The organism is Actinomyces sp. Z16 (genome assembly GCF_003111765.1).
Classification (GTDB): domain Bacteria; phylum Actinomycetota; class Actinomycetes; order Actinomycetales; family Actinomycetaceae; genus Actinomyces; species Actinomyces glycerinitolerans.
Map to the genome: position 1 here is coordinate 2,649,642 of NZ_CP027862.1, position 18,148 is coordinate 2,667,789.

16 protein-coding genes are annotated in these 18,148 nt (G+C 70.5%); 3 read left to right on the plus strand and 13 right to left on the minus strand.

Annotation, left to right across the window (positions count from 1 at the left end; genetic code table 11):
- Positions 1–4: 4 nt before the first annotated feature.
- The gene (ndhC, locus tag C3B71_RS11055; RefSeq protein WP_073330941.1) at positions 5–364 is read right to left on the minus strand and encodes an NADH-quinone oxidoreductase subunit A; all 360 of its coding nucleotides are present in this window, start codon (positions 362–364) and stop codon (positions 5–7) included.
- Positions 361–1,653, minus strand: a complete 1,293-nt coding sequence (locus C3B71_RS11060; RefSeq protein ID WP_073330943.1) for a geranylgeranyl reductase family protein — start codon at positions 1,651–1,653, stop codon at positions 361–363. Before C3B71_RS11060 ends, ndhC begins: the two co-directional genes overlap by 4 nt.
- Positions 1,654–1,995: 342 nt before the next feature.
- Here C3B71_RS11060 and C3B71_RS11065 point away from each other — a divergent pair, with 342 nt between their 5' ends.
- Complete coding sequence (locus C3B71_RS11065) at positions 1,996–2,739, plus strand: demethylmenaquinone methyltransferase (RefSeq protein ID WP_108968063.1); 744 nt, start codon at positions 1,996–1,998, stop codon at positions 2,737–2,739.
- Position 2,740: 1 nt separating this feature from the next.
- The gene (locus tag C3B71_RS11070; protein ID WP_396027129.1) at positions 2,741–4,153 is read left to right on the plus strand and encodes an isochorismate synthase MenF; all 1,413 of its coding nucleotides are present in this window, start codon (positions 2,741–2,743) and stop codon (positions 4,151–4,153) included.
- 64 nt (positions 4,154–4,217) lie between these two features.
- Here the strand turns inward: C3B71_RS11070 and C3B71_RS11075 are convergent, their stop codons facing one another.
- The 3 genes from C3B71_RS11075 to C3B71_RS11085 are packed head-to-tail and all read right to left on the minus strand — an operon-like array spanning position 4,218 to position 7,479.
- The gene (locus tag C3B71_RS11075; protein WP_159097678.1) at positions 4,218–5,357 is read right to left on the minus strand and encodes an ABC transporter permease; all 1,140 of its coding nucleotides are present in this window, start codon (positions 5,355–5,357) and stop codon (positions 4,218–4,220) included.
- A gap of 8 nt (positions 5,358–5,365) precedes the next feature.
- Entirely contained in the window at positions 5,366–6,496 is a 1,131-nt protein-coding gene (locus C3B71_RS11080) for an ABC transporter permease (protein ID WP_108968065.1), read from the minus strand.
- A complete protein-coding gene (locus C3B71_RS11085) occupies positions 6,493–7,479 on the minus strand; it encodes an ABC transporter ATP-binding protein (RefSeq protein ID WP_073330954.1) in 987 nt (328 codons plus the stop codon). Before C3B71_RS11085 ends, C3B71_RS11080 begins: the two co-directional genes overlap by 4 nt.
- A gap of 39 nt (positions 7,480–7,518) precedes the next feature.
- Here C3B71_RS11085 and C3B71_RS11090 point away from each other — a divergent pair, with 39 nt between their 5' ends.
- Positions 7,519–8,139: a TetR/AcrR family transcriptional regulator gene (locus C3B71_RS11090; RefSeq protein ID WP_159097679.1), complete on the plus strand. Its 621-nt coding sequence runs from the start codon at positions 7,519–7,521 to the stop codon at positions 8,137–8,139.
- On the opposite strand, the gene C3B71_RS11095 is transcribed toward C3B71_RS11090, so the two are convergent.
- From C3B71_RS11095 to C3B71_RS11125, 8 genes are all read right to left on the minus strand, one after another.
- Positions 8,117–8,602 carry a hypothetical protein gene (locus tag C3B71_RS11095; RefSeq protein WP_234415889.1) on the minus strand — a complete coding sequence of 162 codons (486 nt, stop codon included), beginning with the start codon at positions 8,600–8,602 and terminating at the stop codon, positions 8,117–8,119. The two genes, C3B71_RS11090 and C3B71_RS11095, sit on opposite strands and share 23 nt — an antisense overlap.
- A 1,039-nt stretch (positions 8,603–9,641) precedes the next feature.
- A complete protein-coding gene (locus C3B71_RS11100; RefSeq protein WP_108968067.1) occupies positions 9,642–11,183 on the minus strand; it encodes a S1C family serine protease in 1,542 nt (513 codons plus the stop codon).
- Between the two features lie 136 nt (positions 11,184–11,319).
- Positions 11,320–13,209 carry a 2-succinyl-5-enolpyruvyl-6-hydroxy-3-cyclohexene-1-carboxylic-acid synthase gene (menD, locus tag C3B71_RS11105; RefSeq protein ID WP_108968069.1) on the minus strand — a complete coding sequence of 630 codons (1,890 nt, stop codon included), beginning with the start codon at positions 13,207–13,209 and terminating at the stop codon, positions 11,320–11,322.
- Complete coding sequence (locus C3B71_RS11110; protein WP_234415890.1) at positions 13,206–14,381, minus strand: o-succinylbenzoate synthase; 1,176 nt, start codon at positions 14,379–14,381, stop codon at positions 13,206–13,208. The genes menD and C3B71_RS11110 overlap by 4 nt, the downstream gene beginning before the upstream one ends.
- Positions 14,382–14,457: 76 nt before the next feature.
- On the minus strand, positions 14,458–14,607 hold the full coding sequence (locus tag C3B71_RS15955; RefSeq protein WP_159097680.1) for a hypothetical protein: 150 nt from the start codon (positions 14,605–14,607) through the stop codon (positions 14,458–14,460).
- 306 nt (positions 14,608–14,913) lie between these two features.
- A complete protein-coding gene (locus tag C3B71_RS11115; RefSeq protein WP_108968071.1) occupies positions 14,914–15,516 on the minus strand; it encodes a hypothetical protein in 603 nt (200 codons plus the stop codon).
- Positions 15,517–15,593: 77 nt separating this feature from the next.
- Positions 15,594–16,649, minus strand: coding sequence for an ornithine carbamoyltransferase (gene argF / locus C3B71_RS11120; protein ID WP_108968073.1), 1,056 nt, complete (start codon positions 16,647–16,649; stop codon positions 15,594–15,596).
- A 246-nt stretch (positions 16,650–16,895) separates the two neighbouring features.
- On the minus strand, positions 16,896–18,131 hold the full coding sequence (locus C3B71_RS11125; protein ID WP_108968075.1) for an ROK family transcriptional regulator: 1,236 nt from the start codon (positions 18,129–18,131) through the stop codon (positions 16,896–16,898).
- Positions 18,132–18,148: the final 17 nt, after the last annotated feature.

Consider the following 18,148-nt stretch of genomic DNA (forward strand, 5'->3'; position numbering starts at 1 on the left):
CTCCTTACTCCCAGTCCAGGCCGCCACGGCGCCACTCGAGGACGTAGGGCACCGTGATCAGGGCGATGAAGACGAGGGCGGCGCTCAACCCGAAGAAGCCCAGTTGCGCGAAGGCGGTGGCCCAGGGGTAGAGGAAGACGACCTCGACGTCGAAGATGATGAAGGTCATGCCGACCAGGTAGAAGGCCACCGGGAAGCGCCCGTGGTCGGTGTTGGTCGGGGTGGGGTCGATGCCGCACTCGTAGTTGGCGACCTTGACCCGGTTGCGCCGGTTGGGGCTCACGATGGCGGACAGCACCAGGCCACCGATGGCGATGACCATGGCGACCGCCGCCATGATGAGCAGAGAGACGTAGGGGTTCATGCTGCCGGCACCATCCTTGTCAGAAGTTGGATGAAGTGGTCGATTCCGTCGCCGCCGCGGCGCTCCCAGCCGTCGGACAGGAGCTTGGCGACGAGCCGCATGAGGCGCTTGCGGGGCAGCCCGTAGCGGGTGCACACGCGCATCACCTCGGGATGCTCGATCAGGGCCACGAAAATGCGGCCCAGCGTGTAGTAGCCGCCCATCTGCGCCTCCAGGGCGGCGGGGTACTGGGACAGGGCGAGCTCACGGCCCGACGCCGTGGGACGCGCCGCCGCCTGGGCCGCCGCCTCGGCCGCCAGGCGCCCGGATGCGAGCGCCTGGGCGATGCCCTCCCCGTTGAAGGGCGAGACCATGCCGCCGGCGTCGCCCAGCAGCATGAGCCCGTCGGCGTAGTGGGGCTTGCGGTTGAAGGCCATGGGCAGGGCGGCCGAGGCGATGCGGCCGACCTGATTCTCGGGGGTGAAGCCCCAGGATGCGGGCACGTGCGCGAGCCAGCGCTTGAACACGGCGCGGTAGTCGATGCCACGGGTGGAGGCGGCCGCCGGCGTCGAGCTCACCGACCCCAGGCCCACGTTGACCAGACCGTCGCCCACGCTCCAGATCCAGCCGTAACCGGGCAGCAGGTCGGAGTGGCCGGCGGGTCCGTCCCACAGTTCCAGGCGGGACTCCATCCAGTCGTCGTCGGCGCGCGGGGAGCGGAAGTAGGCGCGCACGGCCACTCCCAGCGGTCGACGCTCGTCGCGGGTGCGGCCGACGGCGGTGGCCAGGCGGGCGGAGACCCCGCCGGCGTCCATGATCAGCGGGGCGGTGATGGTGGTGGGCGCCTCGACGCCGGGCTCGGGGTGGCGCGGGGTGGGGCGGACCTGCACGCCGGTGACGCGCCCCGAGGGGCCGGTGACGGGGGCGGTGGCGGTGACGCCGGTGAGCAGACGGGCGCCGGCGACGACGGCGTGGGTGGCCAGGTCCCGATCCAGCTGGCTGCGGCGTCGCGCCAGCGCATAGGCGGGCAGGCTGGCCTGCTCGGGCCAGGGAATATGCAGCTGATGCCCGCCGCCGATGACGCGCAGCCCCCGGTTGCGCCGCCAGGTGGAGGTGTCCACACCCATGTTGACCAATTCACGCACGGCGGAGGGGGTGAGCCCGTCCCCACAGACCTTGTCGCGGCCGAGTTCGTGGCGCTCGAGCAGCAGCACGTCCAAACCGAGCTTCGCCAGGTGGTAGGCGGCGGAGGATCCGGCGGGACCGGCCCCCACGACTACGACGTCGGCGCTCAGCTGCTCGGTCGTCACTGCGCGCCTCCTTCGTTTGCGCTCGTACGGGTGGGGATGCTGGCCGCCGGACGGCCACGGCCCTGCAGGCAGACGGGACCGCCGAAGACATTACCGACTGTTCCCGGCGCCGCAGGCAGGGGGCGGCGGCTCGGCGCGGGCCGAGCGGTTTTCCCCCGGAATTCCCAGAACTTCGTGTTCCCGACGCGCTCGGGGGCGGCCCCGGGAGGGCAGCACGGGTCACCTATTTAGACATACCTTGCCTTGCGAATTAGTCCCCGTTGACGCGGCGGCGCCGGCACTCCCCCGACGCGGGCGGCCCGGCGTGTCGGAGGCGGCCGCGGAATCTGCGAGGATCGGCCCATGAGTCGAGCCTCTCTCGCCAAGGACCCGCGCGAGGTCGCGGGCATGTTCGACGCCGTCGCGCGCCGCTATGACCTGACTAATGACGTCATGAGCCTGTGGCAGGTGCGCATGTGGCGCGCGGTCACGCGCGCGACCGTCGCGGCCCGCCCCGGCATGCGGGTGCTGGACCTGGCCGCCGGCACCGGCACCTCCAGCGTCGATTACGCGGCCGACGGCGCACAGGTGGTGGCCTGCGACCTGTCCGCCGGCATGGTGGCCGAGGGACGCCGCCGCCACCCCGAGATCGAGTTCGTGGTCGGCGACGCCACCGCCCTGCCCTTCCCCGACGCCGACTTCGACGTGGTCACCGTCTCCTACGGACTGCGCAATGTGCAGGACACGGCGGCGGCGCTGGCGGAGATGGCGCGGGTGACTCGGCCCGGTGGGCGGCTGGTGATCGCCGAGTTCTCCACCCCCGTGCGTGCGGCGTTCCGGCGCCTGTACCGCTTCTACCTGGGCACTGCCCTGCCGGCGGCCGGGAGGCTGGTGTCCTCCAATGCCGACGCCTACGGCTACCTGGGCGAGTCGATCCTGGCCTGGCCCGACCAGGAGGCCCTGGCCGCACTGATCCAGGACGCCGGCTGGCGGGGCGTGGGTTACAAGAACCTGTCCGGCGGGATCGTGGCCATCCACCGCGCCACCAAGCCGGGGATCCCCGCCGCCGACGCCGCCGACGCCGCGCCGACGGCCCCGGAGGCCTGAGGTGGGCGCTCCCGGGCCCGCCCCGGACTCCTCGGCCTACCCCGCACCCGCCGCATCGACTTCGTCCGCGTGGCGAGCCACCACCGCCCCGACACGCCTGTCCTTCCGCACCGTTGCCCTGCCCGCCGGCGTCATCACCCCGGAGGGCGGCGACGGCGGCACGGGACTGCTCGACCTCCTGGCGGGGCGGGAGGATGTCGTCAGCTGGGTGCGGCACGGGCGCGGCCTGGTCGGTTGGGGGCAGGCGCTGCGGCTGGAGGCGCAGGGGCCGGATCGGATTGAGGCGCTGCGGAGCGCCTGGCGGGCCACCGTGTACGCCTCCTGGTGGCGCGACGCGCTGGTGCGGCCCGGCACCGGCCCGGTGGCCCTGGGCACCATCGCCTTCTCCCCCGCCTCCGCCGCCGTCTCCGTGCTGACGGTGCCGCGCGTGCTCGTGGGCCTGGATGACTCCGGGGCGTGGCTGACCACCGCCGTGGCCGATGGCGAGGCGCACCCGGAGTTGGCGGAGGTACTGGCCCGGCTGCGCCCGCCGGCGTCCGCCCAGACGGATGTCCCCTCCCCCGACGCCCCCGTGGTCTCGGCCGGGGCACTGCTCGAGGCCGACTACCTGGCCGCCGTCGCGGAGGTGCGTCGGCGCATAGCCGTCGGCGAGGCGCGCAAGGTGGTGCTGGCGCGGGATCTGCTGGTGAGGCCGGCAGCGCCCCTGGCGACCGGTGATCTGCTGCGGCGCCTGGGGGCGAACTACCCGTCGTGCTGGACCTTCGCCGTGGATTCCACGGTGGGAGCCACCCCGGAGCTGCTGGTACGGCTGGAGAATCGGCGCCTCGCCAGCCGGGTGCTGGCAGGCACCGCGCGCCGTCACCCGGGTGACGCGGCGACCCGCGAGCGCGAGGCGGAGCGACTTGCGCAGTGGCTGGCGGCGTCGGCGAAGAACCGGGCCGAGCACGAGTTCGCGCGCGCCTCGGCGCTTTCATCCCTGGAGCCCTTGTGCTCGGTGGTGGAGGCCGCCGCGCCACGGGTGCTGACACTGCCGAACGTACTGCACCTGGCCACCGACATCACCGGCGTGGTCGCCGGGGACACGGGGGCGCTGTCCCTGGTGGGCGCGCTGCACCCCACCGCCGCCGTTTGTGGCACCCCCACTGCCGCGGCCGCCCGCGTCATCGCCGAGGTCGAGGGCATGGACCGGGGCCGGTACGCCGGTCCGGTCGGCTGGGTGGACTGGCACGGCGAGGGCGAGTGGTGCATCGCGCTGCGCAGTGCCGCGCTGCCGCCCGGCGGGGTGGGACCGGAGGCGCCGGCGCGGGTGTTCGGCGGTGGCGGGATCATGCCCGAGTCGGTGCCCGCCGACGAACTGGCTGAAACCACGGCGAAGATGCGCCCCATGCTCACCGCCCTGGGCGCGGACGTCTAGCCGTCGAGCGGATCCATGCTGATTGGACCCGTCAGACACCACGCCCTCGAACTGGCTAGCCCGCCTATAGCCGCCGACGCAGGGCCCACGCCCCAAGCCCAACTCCCACCGCGGCGGCCACGGCGCAGCCGGTCAGCGCCGGCATCGCCGATGGTGGCGCGGTCATCCACGCCTGGGCCTGCATGGTCTCGAACACGTAGGCCGGTGGCCAGAAGCGGTCGAATGTCTGCACCGCACGGGGCAGGGTGGCGAGCGACGAGAAGCCGCCCGAGGCGAAGAACGATCCCGCAAAGGTGATCATGAGCAGTGGCTGCACGGTGCGATAGTCCCGCAGCCAGGCACCGATCGCGACGCCGAACCCGGCACACGCCAATGAGGTCAATGCGGCCAGGGCCGCCAGCGCCGGTAAGCGCCCCATGGGAATGCGTACCCCGAAGACGGCCGCCGCGACCGCCAGCGTGACCAGGGTGCTGATGCCTCCGGCGATGACGGCGGCGACCAGTGTTCCGGCGGTGACATCGCCCAGGGGCCGGGGCGCGAGCCGCACCTCCTTGACGGTGCGGTGCTCCCATTCGCGCGCAACCATGATCGCAGCGTTGAGGGCGGAGCCGACCATGACTGCGAGGATGACGGCGCTGTGTCCGATGAAGGTGCGCCGCCATACGTCGTCTGAGCGGGTGGTTGTCTGGATGACGGTGACCGGCGCGGCGCCGGGCGCCTGCGCGGCGGCGTAGTCCTGTATTGCGCGACTCAGCCGCAGGCGGGCGTTCTTCATCATGTCGGTGTTGATGTTGTAGGTCCTGGTGTGCAGTACCGGGGTCTGCCCCGCCTCGACGCGTTCATCGAAGTCGGCTGGGATGGTGACCACCAGGTGCAGGCGGCCGGCGGCCACCAACTGCTCGGCCCGCTCGGCGTCGGTGGTCACCACGCGGAAGTAGGGGCTGATGTTGCTGCGCAGGCCGCGAACCTCCGCCTCGAAGGCGGCCGCGTGCGGCCCCTCCCCCTCATTGACCAGTCCGATGTTCCACTCGTCTCCACCGAAGCCGAACAGGATGCCGCACAGGAACATCAGCACCAGCGGGATGAGCATGGGGCCGGCCAGGGCCTGTCGGTCGCGGGCCCACTGACGCAGATCCTTGCGGGCGACGGCACCCACGCGGTCCAAGTGCCCCGAGATTCGGCGTGTCTGGCTGCTCTGCATCATGGTCTGTTTCACTGTCCTCCGGTCAGGTGGGTGTAGGCGCGGCGCAGCAGCCATCCGGCCAGGCCCAGAATCGCCGCCGTTGAAATCAGCACGATGGCGAGGTTGCGGGCCAGATCCGAGGTGTCGCCGGTGAGGAAGATGGAGCGGGCACTCATGAAGGCGTAGGTGGTGGGCAGTGTCCGGGACAGCTGCCACAGCGCGGTGATCGGCTGTCCCCAGGCGAGCCCGCGCATGGACTCCTCGTTCCCTGACACCAGGAAGAGGGCCACCGCCGCAGTGATCAGGCCCGACGCCGTCGCCAGGGTCTTCTTCGAAGCGACTCCGACCACCATGCCGATGCCTGCTCCCATGAGCAGCACCACCCCGACGATGCCCGCCATGGCCAGCAGGCTGCCGCTGGGTTGGAAGTCGAAGCCGACCACGAGCACCAGGAGCACCAGAGCCACCGATGTCAGCGACTGCCCCAGCCCCGCAATCACCTTGCCCGCCACGAGCGCGCCACGTCCGAGCGGCGCCAGCAGCAGGTGCTTGACGGTGCGGTCGTTCCACTCCGCGGCGATCTGCAGGCCGGTGTTGACCATGGCGGCGTACAGGCAGCCGAACAGGAGCAGGCTGGTGGAGATGTAGCCGAGCATGGTGGGGTCGGTGGGCAGCCAGCGGGTCTCCTCCACCTCCACCACCGGGCCGGCCAGTTCCTCATTGAGCGCGCCCACCGCCGCGTCCAGGCGCAGACGCAGGTTCTTGGAGTAGTCGGAGTTGATGTTGTTCAGCCGCAGCTCCACCCGGGCGTCCCCGGCGGCGACGGCCTGGGAGAACCCGTCGGGAATGATGACGACGGCGAGCGCCTCTGTGTCATCGAAGGCCTTCAGCGCGGTTTCGGGGTCGGTTGTGCGCACGTCGTAGTAGGGGCCCTCGTCGGAGTGGATGGTGCGCATGACCTCGCTCAGGCGCTCTGCGACGGGACCGCCGTCCAGGTCGGCGATCATGATCGGGTTGTTGTTGGATACGGGGATTACCAGGGAGTAGAAGAAGATGAACACCAGCGGGATGACCACGCTGATGACCATGAGGAAGGGTTGACGCACAAACCTGGTCCAGTCCTTAACCGCGATGGCAACGGCGGCCCGGGCGCCGGTCATGACTCTCCCCCGTCGCGCAGTGCCTTGCCGGTCAGGTCCAGGAACACGTCGTTGAGGTCGGGGCGGCGCACCCCCACCAGGGCGGACCCGGGATCGTGCTCGGCGAACCAGTCGAGGATGGCGCGGGTGGTGGCGGGTGAGCCGTCCGCGGCCACCGCGGCGACGCCGTCGCGCCAGGAGACTCCCGTGACGCCGGCCAGATGCTCGAGTCCGGGATCGGGGCGGCTGCAGCGCACGTCGATGAAGGTCTTGCCGAGGCGTCCGCGCAGTTGGTCCGGGGTGCCGGTGGCGATCAGCGCACCGTGGTCGAGGATGGCGAGGTTGTCCGCCAGCGCCTGTGCCTCCTCCATGTAGTTCGTGGTCAGCAGTACGGTGCCGCCTTCGGAGGCGATGCGTCGCACTCGTTCCCACAGGGCGGCGCGGGACTGTACGTCCACCCCCAGCGTGGGCTCGTCAAGGACGACGACGCTCGGCTGGGTCAGCAGTGCCCGAGCCAGGGCGAGCCGGCGTTGCATACCCCCGGAGTAGGTGCCCACGCGGTCACCGCGACGCTCCTCCAGCCCGACAAGCTCGAGTACCTCGTTGATGCGGGTGCGGCGCTGCGCGCGGGCGACGCCGTACAGGCGCGCGTGGAAGGAAAGATTCTCATCGGCGCTCAGGTCGTTGTACAGGGCGGTTTCCTGAGGGACAACGCCCAAACGCGCCCGCACCGCGGTGACGTCGTCGCGCACGTCGATGCCCTCCACCAGTACCGTGCCGCCGGTGGGCCGTAGCAGTCCGCATAGCAGATTCACCGAGGTGGTCTTCCCGGAGCCGTTGGGCCCCAGCAGGCCGAAGACCTGGCCGGGGGCCACGTCGAGGGTGAGCGAGTCGAGCGCGACCAGCGGCCGGGATCGGCGGCGTCGGAACTCCATGCGCAGTTCGCGGAAGCTGATGGCGGGGGCTTCCGAGGGGCTGATGGCGAGGGCTTCCGAAGGGCTCATGCTTGCCAGGAAACGCCTGCGCCCACCATGATTTCTACTGTGGTGAATAAACGGCGTGGCCGCCCCTCTGGTCCCTCGAACACCCGCGAACGAATCCTGGCCGCCGCTCGGAAGCGTTTCGAACAGGACGGTTACGCCGGCACGTCGCTGCGATCAATTGCGGCGCAGGCCGACGTGGACCACTCCCTGATCACCTACTACTTCGGTTCCAAGGAGGGACTTTTCCGCGCGGTCGCGGAGCTGGCGCTGAGCCCGGCGCGGGGCTTCGACATCGTCTCCGCCAAGGTCGCGCCGGAACACCTGGCGCCGGCGCTGCTGCGCTCGGCGCTGTCCGCATGGGACCGCCCCGGCTACCGCGATGGGCTCGCCCGCCTGTTCGCCGATGCCCTCACCTCCGAGGCCGCGCTGCGGGTGCTACGGGAATATCTGCACACGGAGATGGTCGGGCGCCTGACCGAGCACATCGGCGGCTCGGACGCCGAACGGCGAGCGGCCACGGCGGCAACGATCTTCTCCGGCCTGTTCCTGACCCGCTACCTGCTGCGGCTCGAACCGGTCGCCTCGCTGTCGGCCGACGACGTCGTGGCGCAGCTGGCACCCGCGCTGCGCTCGGCGTTGACGCCGCACAGCCCCGGGGCTACCAGGGCCAGTCGGAGGTGAGGTAGGCCTCGATGGCGCGATGGCGGAAGCTGTAGGGCCTGGTGCGGCGGATAATGCGTCGGGTGAGGTCCAAGCGCTGCGCCGTAGGTCCGGCGTCGGTCCCCTTCGCATAGCCGGCGGCCCGGGCGATATTGGTCAGGGTGCGCTCCTCGGGCTCCAAACCAGCCATGGTCTCGAGGAACTGCCGTTCGCGCCCGGGGAGTCGATCCAGGATGCGCTGTACGTGCGCTTCGGCCTCTGGGGCGGCGTCACGCCACCCGGTTCGCACCTGCGTAGCAGTGATGAGATTGCCGGTACCGGCATACCAGGCGCGCTCCCCCGCGAGCTGGAAAAGGAACGGCTCTCCACAAGAAAGCTCCACGATGGCGCGCTGCGCCGCGGGTTCCATGAACACTCGATCCGCATCGCCGCCGTCGTTGGCGATTGGCCAGCCGTCCGTGACAAAGGGCTGGAGCGCGGTCATGAGAGCTGTGTCGTCGATAGCATCGAGGGTGATGGTGCGGAAACGGCGCGCGAAGGTTGCTCCTGTACGGGCACCCGCCGTATCTGCGAACTCGGGTAATCCGGCTCTTCCGGTTTGTGGGTGTGGTGGTGGGGTGGTTGTGGCGTTCACCCTGCCCCGTATGTACTTGCACGACCTCGGGCCGCGTTTGACGACCTTGGTGTGTGTTGCACGACCACCCCGGGGTCGTGCAACGTGCACGAGGGTCGTGCAGCGTCGCCCAGGGTCGTGCAAAACGTCGCCCTCGCACGCCGCCAGGGGCGTCCTCCGCCGCCACGTTCCCCACCCCTGCCCGCCTGCTTCTGGCAAGGCGTACTCCCAGGCACTGGCCGGCCCCCTTCGTCCCGGAATTGGACCGCCCGCATCCACTTGGACCACCTGCCCGCGGATGGACCACCTGCCTGCGGTTGAACCGCCTCAGACGCACTCTCAGACGGCCCAAGTGCACGAACGCGGTCCATCTGAAGTGACGCGGTCCGAGTGCGGGGGTCCCGGTGCGAACACCGAAGGGGTTGACGGCGGGTCTGCCCACGACGCGCCGGACCGAGGCGCCACGCACGTGCCGACAGCCCGTGATGGTTCGGCGCAGGGCTACGCTGCGAGGGTCGTCTTCGGGCTGAACAGGACGTTTTCGGCCGGCCGGGGTCGTACTCGGGCTGACAAGGACGTGTTCGCCCGGCCGGGCCGGGTCGTTGTGGGGCTCGTGAGGGTCGTCTTCGGGCACGCAAGGTCGTACTCGAGCCCCCTGTACTCGTCGAGTACGACCTTTTCCGCCCGAGACCCTCCACATCCGGGAGGGTCTCGGGCCAATGAGGACGTCTTCGACCGCCCGGGGACGTCTTCGGGCTCACAGGGTCGTCTTCGGACCGACCACGACCCCACACACCCGAACCACCACACCCACAAACCTGAAGAACCCCATATCTACCGACCTCGGCGGTTACTTCAACCGACCTCGGCGAAGAGGAGAGCCGGCCAGCGGGCACAGGGGCCCACGCGGTCAGGAGTCTTTGCGCTCCTTGAGGGTCACGGGCACCTGGAGCTCTTCGCCGTCGCGAATGATCGTCAGCGTCACCTCGTCGCCGGCCGAGTACTGGCGCACGAAGCCGGTCAGGGCGGCCGCCTGGCTGGTGGCCTTGCCGTCGATCGCGGTGATGACGTCACCCTGCTTGATGCCGGCCTGATCCGCAGGCGAGCCGGATTCGACGGAGCCGACCTCGGCACCCGCACGCGTGACGCCGTCGGAGGTGGTGGCGCCGCCGTCGCCGATGGACACGCCCAGGTAGGCGTGTGTCGCCGTGCCGGTCTCGATGAGTTGGTCGGCGACCTTCTGCGCCAGGTTGGAGGGGATCGCGAAACCGATGCCGATCGACCCCGCGGAGGAGTCCGCGGAGCTGGACAGACTGGCGATCGAGCTGGTGATGCCGATGACGGCACCGGTCTCATCGAACAGCGGGCCGCCGGAGTTGCCGGGGTTGATGGCCGCGTCGATCTGGATGGCGTTGGTGTACACCTGTGTCGTGGTGGTCTGGGACTGCCCCAGCAGGCCGCCGAGCTGGCCGGGCAACGCGGATCCAGACTGCTCCTCGGTTTCCTCCTGGGTGGTGACCACGGGGCGGTTCAGAGCGGAGATGATGCCGGTGGTGGCCGTGGAGGACAGCCCCAGCGGGTTGCCGATCGCCATGACGTCCTCACCGGTGACCAGCTCGTCGGAGTTGCCGAATCGGGCGACCGTGAGGTCACTCGGGGCGTCGACCAGTTCGATGACGGCCAGGTCGGTGGTCGGGTCGGTGCCGGTCAGCTCCGCGTCGAAAATGCGCCCATCGGCGAGCGTCACCTGAATCTGGCTGGCGCCGGAAACCACGTGGTTGTTGGTGATGATGTGTCCGTCGGCGTCGTAGATCACGCCGGATCCCACCGCGGTGCCGTCGTTCAGGGCGACGGTGATGGATACGACGGAGTTGGAGACCGCTGCCGTCACGGCCTCCCAATCGGGGGCGGTACCGGTAGAGGAGACGGTCTGGGTGGTGGCGCCGGTGGCGATCGCGGTGGGCGCGGAGACGGAGGCGGTGGGAGCGTCGTCGTCGAAGTGATGCAGCGCGGCCACGGTCCCGCCGCAGGCTAGCAGCGCGGTGACCAGGGACGTGACGATGACGCCGCCCCAGCCGGGGCCGCGGCGGCCGGAATCAGGGGTGGAGGGCGTCGGCGGCTGGTAGGGGGGCTGGCCGAAGGCCCCGGAGCCGCCGCCCTGTGCGGGCCGGTCGTAGGGGCTGGATGCCGATGCGGAGGGACGGCCGAAGCTGTATCCGGCGGGCGGCTGCGGCGCGGAGGTGTAGGGCGAGGAGCCGGCATCGGCATAACCCGAGTCGGCCGCGCCGGCATTGCTGCTGGAGTAGTCCGCACTGCTCGCGTAACCCGAGCTGACCGAGCCGCCGCCGGAACCACCCTGGTATGAACTCGCATCGCCGGACAGCTGCTGAGTTTCATCGCCGGCTGACTGCGCGGCATCGCCGGATGCGGCAAAGGGCTCGTTCGTGCTCATGGCTCTCCTCCTGGGCCGTTGGCCCGTTCACTAAACGAATCTCACCTAATACGCACGACCTGGGGCATCACCGACACTCATCTGGGACTTGCCTGTGAACCGGGGCGTGGGGCCCGAGCGAGCGCGCCGGGCTGTGTCACGTGGAGTTGTTGTCCCCCGCCTCGGCGGCGAGGCGCACGTGCACCAGGCTCAGTCCGTGCACGGGCTGGTCCAGGAGCGCCCGCAAGGCAGCGAGGCCGGGGGGCCGGTGCACCCGGAGGCCCAGCGCGGCCGCGAGCGCGGCCGGATCGGTGGCCTGCGGCGTGGTGAAGAAACGGGCCAGGTCCGCGGGCGGGGTGACGGCCGGGTACTCCAAGGTGGAGAAGATGGCTCCCCCGCCGTCGTCGATGACGATGACCTGTAGGTCGGGCTCGGCCTCCAGGCTTCCGCGCGACAGGCTCATGGCGTCGTGCAGGAAGGTGAGGTCGCCGACGACGACGCGCACGGGCCCGGCCGTGATGGCGGCGCCGAGCGCGGTGGCGAGGGTGCCGTCGATGCCGGCCAGGCCCCGGTTGGCGATCGCGGCGGGCGCGGGGCCGCGGGCGGGCGCGGCCAGCCGGTCCAGGCGGCGGATGGTCAGGGAGGAGCCGACGACGAGAAGGGGCGCGGCGCCGACGGGGGCGCGCAGGGCGGCGTCCCACACGGCGGTGACGGCGGCGTCCGCGCTGAGGATATCCGCGCGCGCCGGGTCGGGGTCGGCCGGCAGGGCGGCGACGGCGGCGTGCCAGCGCGCCGTCCAGCCGTGTGGGCCCTGGCCCAGATCGAGGGCGTCCGCCAGGTCGGCGGGAGCCGACGGCGCAGCGGTGCCGGCGGGCGCGTTCCGGTGGGCGGCGGGCATGAGCGGCATCACGGATGCGGCGGTGCCGGCGACGTCGGTCCAGCGGGCAGTACCGGTCAGCACGTCGATGCGCAGGTCGTCGCGGGCCAGTAGGGCGCCGATCGGGCGGGTGAGGCTGGGGTGCCCGGCGACCACGACGCGCTCAACCTGTGCGGCGAGCCGGGCGCCGGCTCGGGTGTTCAGCAGCTCGGCGTAGCGGGTCAGGGCCTGGGGGCCGCCGCGCGCCCCGGAGGTGGGCTCGGCCAGCAGGGGCCAGTCCAGGTACTCGGCCAGGGCGCGCGCGTACCGCCCGGTGGCGTCGACGGCGTCGCCCGCGACGACGACGCCGTGCTCCTCCCGACACCCGTTCCCCGCGTTCTGCCGTGGTTGTTCCGCAGCCCCCGGACGCTGTGGGGCGGCGGGAACGGGAGCGATCGGCGCGGCGGGCCCGCCCGAGGTCTCGGGGAGGCCCACTTGTGTCGGCGGTGCAACGCCCGGGGCCGTCCCGGTTCCGGCGGGCGTCTCCGCTCCGGGCTCGGACGCGAGCGGGGGCCGGAAGCGGAGGTTGAGCTGGGCCGGCCCGGGGTCGTTGGTGAGTGCCCCGGTGGCGGCGTCTACCGCCCGGCGCACCTGGCCGGCGACGGCCCGCACGCCGGCCTGCCCCAGGTCGGCGGTGATGTCGGCGGGCAGGTCGCCCGTCAGGCGCGCTGCGGCCCCGAAGATGCGGGTCTGCTCGGTGGTCTGGTTGGCGCCGGTGCCGACCGCCTCGTGGGGCCGGTCGGCGGTCACCAGCAGTAGGGGTACGCCGGCGGCGTCGGCCTCGGCGACGGCCGGATGCAGGTTCGCCACCGCGGTGCCGGAGGTGGTGACGACGGCGGCAGGACGGCGGCGCCCGGCCAGCAGTTCGGCGCGGGCGCACCCCAGGGCGACGAAGCCGGCGCTGCGTTCGTCGAGGACCACCCGCACCCGCAGCTTCCCGTCCCGCTCGGCGGCGGCCAGGGCCGGAACCAGGGGCGCGGAGCGAGAGCCGGGGGCGAGGATCACCTGGTGCACGCCGGCGTGAATCAGGGCGCGGACGACGGTGCGGGCAGCCACGAGCGAGGGCGGCTCGGGATGCGAGTCTGTCCCGGGCCGCGCGTTGTTGCGGCCCGTGGAGTCGGCGGCGCTCATAGGGGCAGTCCGGCCACGACGCTGCCGGCGTGGGCGCGCTCCCGCTCGCGTCGGCGCTGCAGGGCGGCCGTGATGTGGCTCAGGCGCAACTGCCAGCGGGCGGTGAGTTCGGCGTCGGCGGCGGCGGTGCGCAGCAGCGCTCGCGAGACGTGCACGGGGCGCACCGGCAGGGCGCCGTCGGCGGGGATGGCGGCGGGGGCGGCGACGTCGCGGGCGAGCAGCCGGACGGTGCCCAGCCCGCAGGCGTGCTTGAGCCCGGGTAGGGCGGCGGCCAGCGCGACGCCCGCGCCGATGCCGACGCTGGTGTCGATGGCGGAGGAGACGACGGCCGGCAGGCCCAGGCGCTCAGCCAGGGCCAGGGCGCGACGGGCGCCACCTAGCGGGGCGACCTTGAGGACGGCCACATCGGCGGCGTCCAGGCGGGCCACGGCCAGCGGGTCGGCGGCCAAGCGGATGGACTCGTCCGCGGCGATGGGGATGTCCACCAGCCGACGCAGGTCGGCGAGCGCCTGCGTGGAGCCGCAGGGCTGTTCCACGTATTCCAGGCCCTGGGCGGCGGTATTCATCAGCGGCAGGATTCTGCGGGCGGTCTCCAGGTCCCAGGCGCCGTTGACGTCGATGCGGATGCGGCCGTGCGGGCCGATGGCGTCGCGGACCGCCTCGATGCGCTCCAGGTCGGCGGCCAGGGCCTGGCGGTCGGAGACGCGCGCTCCGGCGACCTTGACCTTGACGGTGACTGGCAGGGCACTGGGAGGGGTGGCGGCATGCCGAGCCGGCCCGGCGGCGGTGCCCGCCTCGGCGATCAGGGCGCGCGCCCGGTCGGGGTCGACGGCGGGGACGGTGATGTTGACGGGGATGGTCTCGCGGAGGCGGGGCAGGTCGGCGTTGCCGACGGTGGTCTGTTCCAGGGCGGCGGCCAGCCAGGGGGCGGCGGCGTCGGCGTCGTAGTCCCAGAAGGGGGCGACCTCGCCCCAGCCGGCCGGGCCGTGCAGGAGCACGCCGTCACGGCGGGTCAGGCCACGGAAGGAGGTCTTCAGGGGGACGTCCCAGGCGACGGCTCGGTCAATGTCGGCCAGCAGCGCCCCGCCGACGCCGGCGCGCAGGGCGTCCAGATCGAGTTCGCCGCGCACGCGGGCGGACGCGGACTCCGGGCCGCGGTTGGGGATGGTCACGCCGACAGGATAGCCAGGGGGCCGGGCCGTGGTGGCCGGGCGTGACGATCAGTGCCTAATGGCAATGGTTCGGCCGTCATTCCTCGTCCATGCCGTAGAGCACCTTGCTGGCGGCATCGACGGCGTTGTCCTCCCTGGTGGCCGTCTCAAGCCCGGTCAGCCGCTGGGTCTGCGAGGCACCGGCGATGGCCCGACGGAGTGCAGGGCGACGGTATCCGGCTTCCACAGATGGAAGCCGTCGGCCCAGCGCAGCGCGGTCCAGGTCACGCCGGTGGTTGCCCGTTACCTTGTTTGTGGTTCCGGGTGAAAACGGGTGAAGCTGACTTCGACTCCCGCGGCATGCGCCTGCGGAGCCGTTGACACCAGCAGTGGGGCGCCAGCGCCCAGACCGAGCCCACAGATCAGGCTGCGTCGGGACATGCGCAATGGCTACGATGCGTCTTGGGGTGTGGATGAGTGCATGGTTGTTCCTCGAGTCGGGGTGTTAATGCGAGGTCATGACATGCCGCGAGATTCCATGTGAGTGGGAGAACTACCAAGGTGGCGGATCTGCGAAGAAGGGCAGCAGCCAACGGTCCCAGACCAGGGCGAGCAGCACCGTGCCAACCAGGTAGACCGCTGTTGGAAACAGGCAGCGCGCCCACAGAGGGATCCGGTCTGCGAAGCAAGCCATCACTGTCAGAGTCGCCAGCCCCGCGAAGAATGGTGCCGCCAGTGCTATTAAATCCCACGGGTTCGGCCAGCACCCTGGGTAGGTACAGGTACCGTAGGTACCCGCGCCCGCCGTTAGACGAATAAGGAACACCACACAAACAACACTTAGTGCTACCGCAATAGCTGCCACAACATCATAACGTCCCTTGGTGTGCCATTTCGGGATGAGAACGAAACCGAGCGCCACCTCCAGCGCGGAGCGCCACCAAACAAAAGTGAATGTTCCATCCCCCTTCATTATCCGTGTGACCATCCCGCTGTCGGCCGCCATATTCGGCCGGACCACCGAAAGGCCTGAGGCCATAGCAGCCCACTGCGCACCCCACAGCAACAGCGCGAACCCGACCAGCACCATTACCGTCCGCAAGGCGAAACAGAACCCAACCAGAAGCCGCTGGCAAGCCTTAGAATCAGTCCTCATCTTCCAGACCCTGTATCGATATTAGTCCAGCGCCTCTACAGATTCTCTAAACCCTCCGGATGACCGGGCGTCCCGGATCAGTCGGCCTGCGCCGTCGCGGCCGGGTCGCCGAGGGTGGCGACCATGACGGCCTTGATGGTGTGCATGCGGTTTTCGGCCTGGTCGAAGACGATGGAGCGCTCGGACTCGAAGACGTCCTCGGTGACCTCCAGGCCGTCCATGCCGGTGGCCTGGTAGATCTCCTCCCCGATCGTGGTCTCGCGGTTGTGGTAGGAGGGCAGGCAGTGCATGAACTTGGCCTGCTCCCCCGCCTTGGCCATCAGGGCGGCGTTGACCTGGTAGTCGCGCAGCAGCTCGATGCGCTCTGCCCACACGTCCTTGGGCTCGCCCATGGACACCCAGATGTCGGTGTGTACGAAGTCCACCCCGGCCACGCCCTCTTCCACGGACTCGGTGAGGGTTATGCGGGCGCCGGTGTCGGCGGCCACGGCCTGGGCGGCGGTGACGCATTCGTCGTCGGGCCACAGCTCCTTGGGAGCGACGATGCGCACATCGGCGCCGAGCAGGGCGCCGGCCACCAGCAGGGAGCGGCCCATGTTGAAGCGGGCGTCGCCGATGTAGGCGTAGGCGATCTGGCCCGCGGGCTTGTCGGCGTGCTCGAGCATGGTCAGGCAGTCACACAGCATCTGGGTGGGGTGCCAGTCGTCGGTGAGCCCGTTCCACACCGGTACGCCCGACAGTTCGGCGAGTTGGTCGACCTTGGCCTGGGAGTCGCCGCGGTACTCGATGCCGTCGAACATGCGGCCCAGTACGCGGGCGGTGTCCGCCACGGACTCCTTGTGGCCGATCTGAGAGCCGGAGGGGTCCAGGTAGGTGGTGTGGGCGCCCTGGTCGTGGGCGCCCACCTCGAAGGAGCAGCGGGTGCGCGTGGAGGTCTTCTCGAAGATCAGGGCGATGTTCTTGCCCTTCAGGTGCTGAGCCTCCCGGCCGGCTCGCTTGTCCGCCTTCAACTGCGCTGCCAGGCCGATCAGCGTCATCCACTCCTGCGGCGTGAAGTCCAGTTCGCGCAGGAAGCTGCGTCCCTTCAGGGAGGCGAGGACGGCGGGGTCGGGGGCCGGGATGGCGACAGGCATGCGGGGATCCTTTCAAAACTGTGAGTCGAGCCGAGACTAGGCTACCGGCTACGCTGCCACTTCCCCATTACTCCGCTGTCAGTAGCACTGGCATCAGGGCGGAGCATACGGCCTCGCCCGACTTATGGCGGGCATTGCACGGCCTCAGGGATGTCGCGCACACTCGCGGAATACCCACAATGAGCGCCTCTTTGAGGACGGCAGCTACCCACCGCCGCCTGTAAGCTCACGAAAGCTGGAAGCAAATCATACGAGGGCGCGCCCGGGACGGTGCTCCTGAGCGAGAAAGGCTTCCCGAGTGAAAGGCTGCACGCCGTCGTGCGAGGCAAGGCTGGAACGCACCCGATTCAGCGCCAGGAGCGCTGCCCCCTGGGCCGAGGAGAACTGGTCATTCGCCGAGACCACGACCTTCGGGGGGCGCCTGACCCCTGCAGCGAGCGCGGCTCTGATGTCGTCGAGGAACAGATGCGCGACCGGGGTGAGGGCGCCGGCCACGACGACCAGTTCGGGATCATCAATCGCCACCGCAGTCACCAGGGCGGGAGTGATGCCCTCCATCAGTCGGCGAATGCGCCCCAGGGCGACCTGGTCTCCCGTGCTAGCCTCGCGCACGGCGCGCCCCAAGGCGTCCGCCCCCTCGCTGAGCTCCCCCAGCCCGCCGGGACGGTGCTCCGTGGGCACACGGGCATCTGCCGACAGGTCACCAGCCATCCCGTGGGCACCGTGCCTGAGACGACCGCCGTGCATGATGCCGAGCGTAGGACGCCGACCGGTTTGCAACAGAAGAACGTCATCGTAGCCGGACGCTGCTCCCCTGCAGCGCTCCGCGTATACGGAAGCACACACGTCATTGACAATGAGGCACCCGGGCCCCAGAAGAGACTCGAAGCGCTCAAGGGGACGTGTACCGTTCCAAGAGGGGATTGCCGCACTCTCCACCAGAGTTCCGTCTTCCTCAACGAAACCACCGACGGCGAGCACAGCCGACCAGCACTGCGCCCCTCTCAACGCCTGCTCGACGACCTGTCGGGCAGCAACGTCACGCTCATCGTCCTCCCGCCCGGCGGTAAGACGAATTTCGGATTGCGCGAGTTCTTTACCATCTAGGTCGAGACACTGAGCTCGGACCACGTGGGCTCCGACATCCAGGCCGAGCACACACCCGGACGGCACTCGCAGCGAGTACGTCTGAGCGGGCCGCCCCTTGGCACCCTGAGCCGACGTCCCCACCGCGACCCACCCTTTGCTCTGGAGATCACGCAGCACCGTCCCGAGCGTGGCTACCGTCAAACCCGTCGTCTGCCTCAACTGCGATGCGCGCTGCGGGCTGGACTCGCGCAGCGCAGTAAGCACTGCGTACTCGTTCCACCTGCGCAGCACACCTGGGTCGCCGCGGCCGATGCTCGCCCGTTGCGCGTGGCGCTGCGATCCGGCCAGCGCGGGCCGCGGTTCAGCAAGGGACGTGTCCTCCACAGCCGACATCCTTCCAGGCACTTCCG

Excerpts from the sequence above, each read along its gene's own strand:
- ndhC (WP_073330941.1), bottom strand. The coding sequence starts at position 364 with ATGAACCCCTACGTCTCTCTGCTCATCATGGCGGCGGTCGCCATGGTC.
- C3B71_RS11065 (WP_108968063.1), top strand. The coding sequence starts at position 1,996 with ATGAGTCGAGCCTCTCTCGCCAAGGACCCGCGCGAGGTCGCGGGCATG.
- C3B71_RS11075 (WP_159097678.1), bottom strand. The coding sequence starts at position 5,357 with ATGATGCAGAGCAGCCAGACACGCCGAATCTCGGGGCACTTGGACCGC.
- C3B71_RS11080 (WP_108968065.1), bottom strand. The coding sequence starts at position 6,496 with ATGACCGGCGCCCGGGCCGCCGTTGCCATCGCGGTTAAGGACTGGACC.
- C3B71_RS11085 (WP_073330954.1), bottom strand. The coding sequence starts at position 7,479 with ATGAGCCCTTCGGAAGCCCTCGCCATCAGCCCCTCGGAAGCCCCCGCC.
- C3B71_RS11095 (WP_234415889.1), bottom strand. The coding sequence starts at position 8,602 with ATGACCGCGCTCCAGCCCTTTGTCACGGACGGCTGGCCAATCGCCAAC.
- C3B71_RS11100 (WP_108968067.1), bottom strand. The coding sequence starts at position 11,183 with ATGAGCACGAACGAGCCCTTTGCCGCATCCGGCGATGCCGCGCAGTCA.
- menD (WP_108968069.1), bottom strand. The coding sequence starts at position 13,209 with ATGAGCGCCGCCGACTCCACGGGCCGCAACAACGCGCGGCCCGGGACA.
- C3B71_RS11115 (WP_108968071.1), bottom strand. The coding sequence starts at position 15,516 with ATGAGGACTGATTCTAAGGCTTGCCAGCGGCTTCTGGTTGGGTTCTGT.
- argF (WP_108968073.1), bottom strand. The coding sequence starts at position 16,649 with ATGCCTGTCGCCATCCCGGCCCCCGACCCCGCCGTCCTCGCCTCCCTG.
- C3B71_RS11125 (WP_108968075.1), bottom strand. The coding sequence starts at position 18,131 with ATGTCGGCTGTGGAGGACACGTCCCTTGCTGAACCGCGGCCCGCGCTG.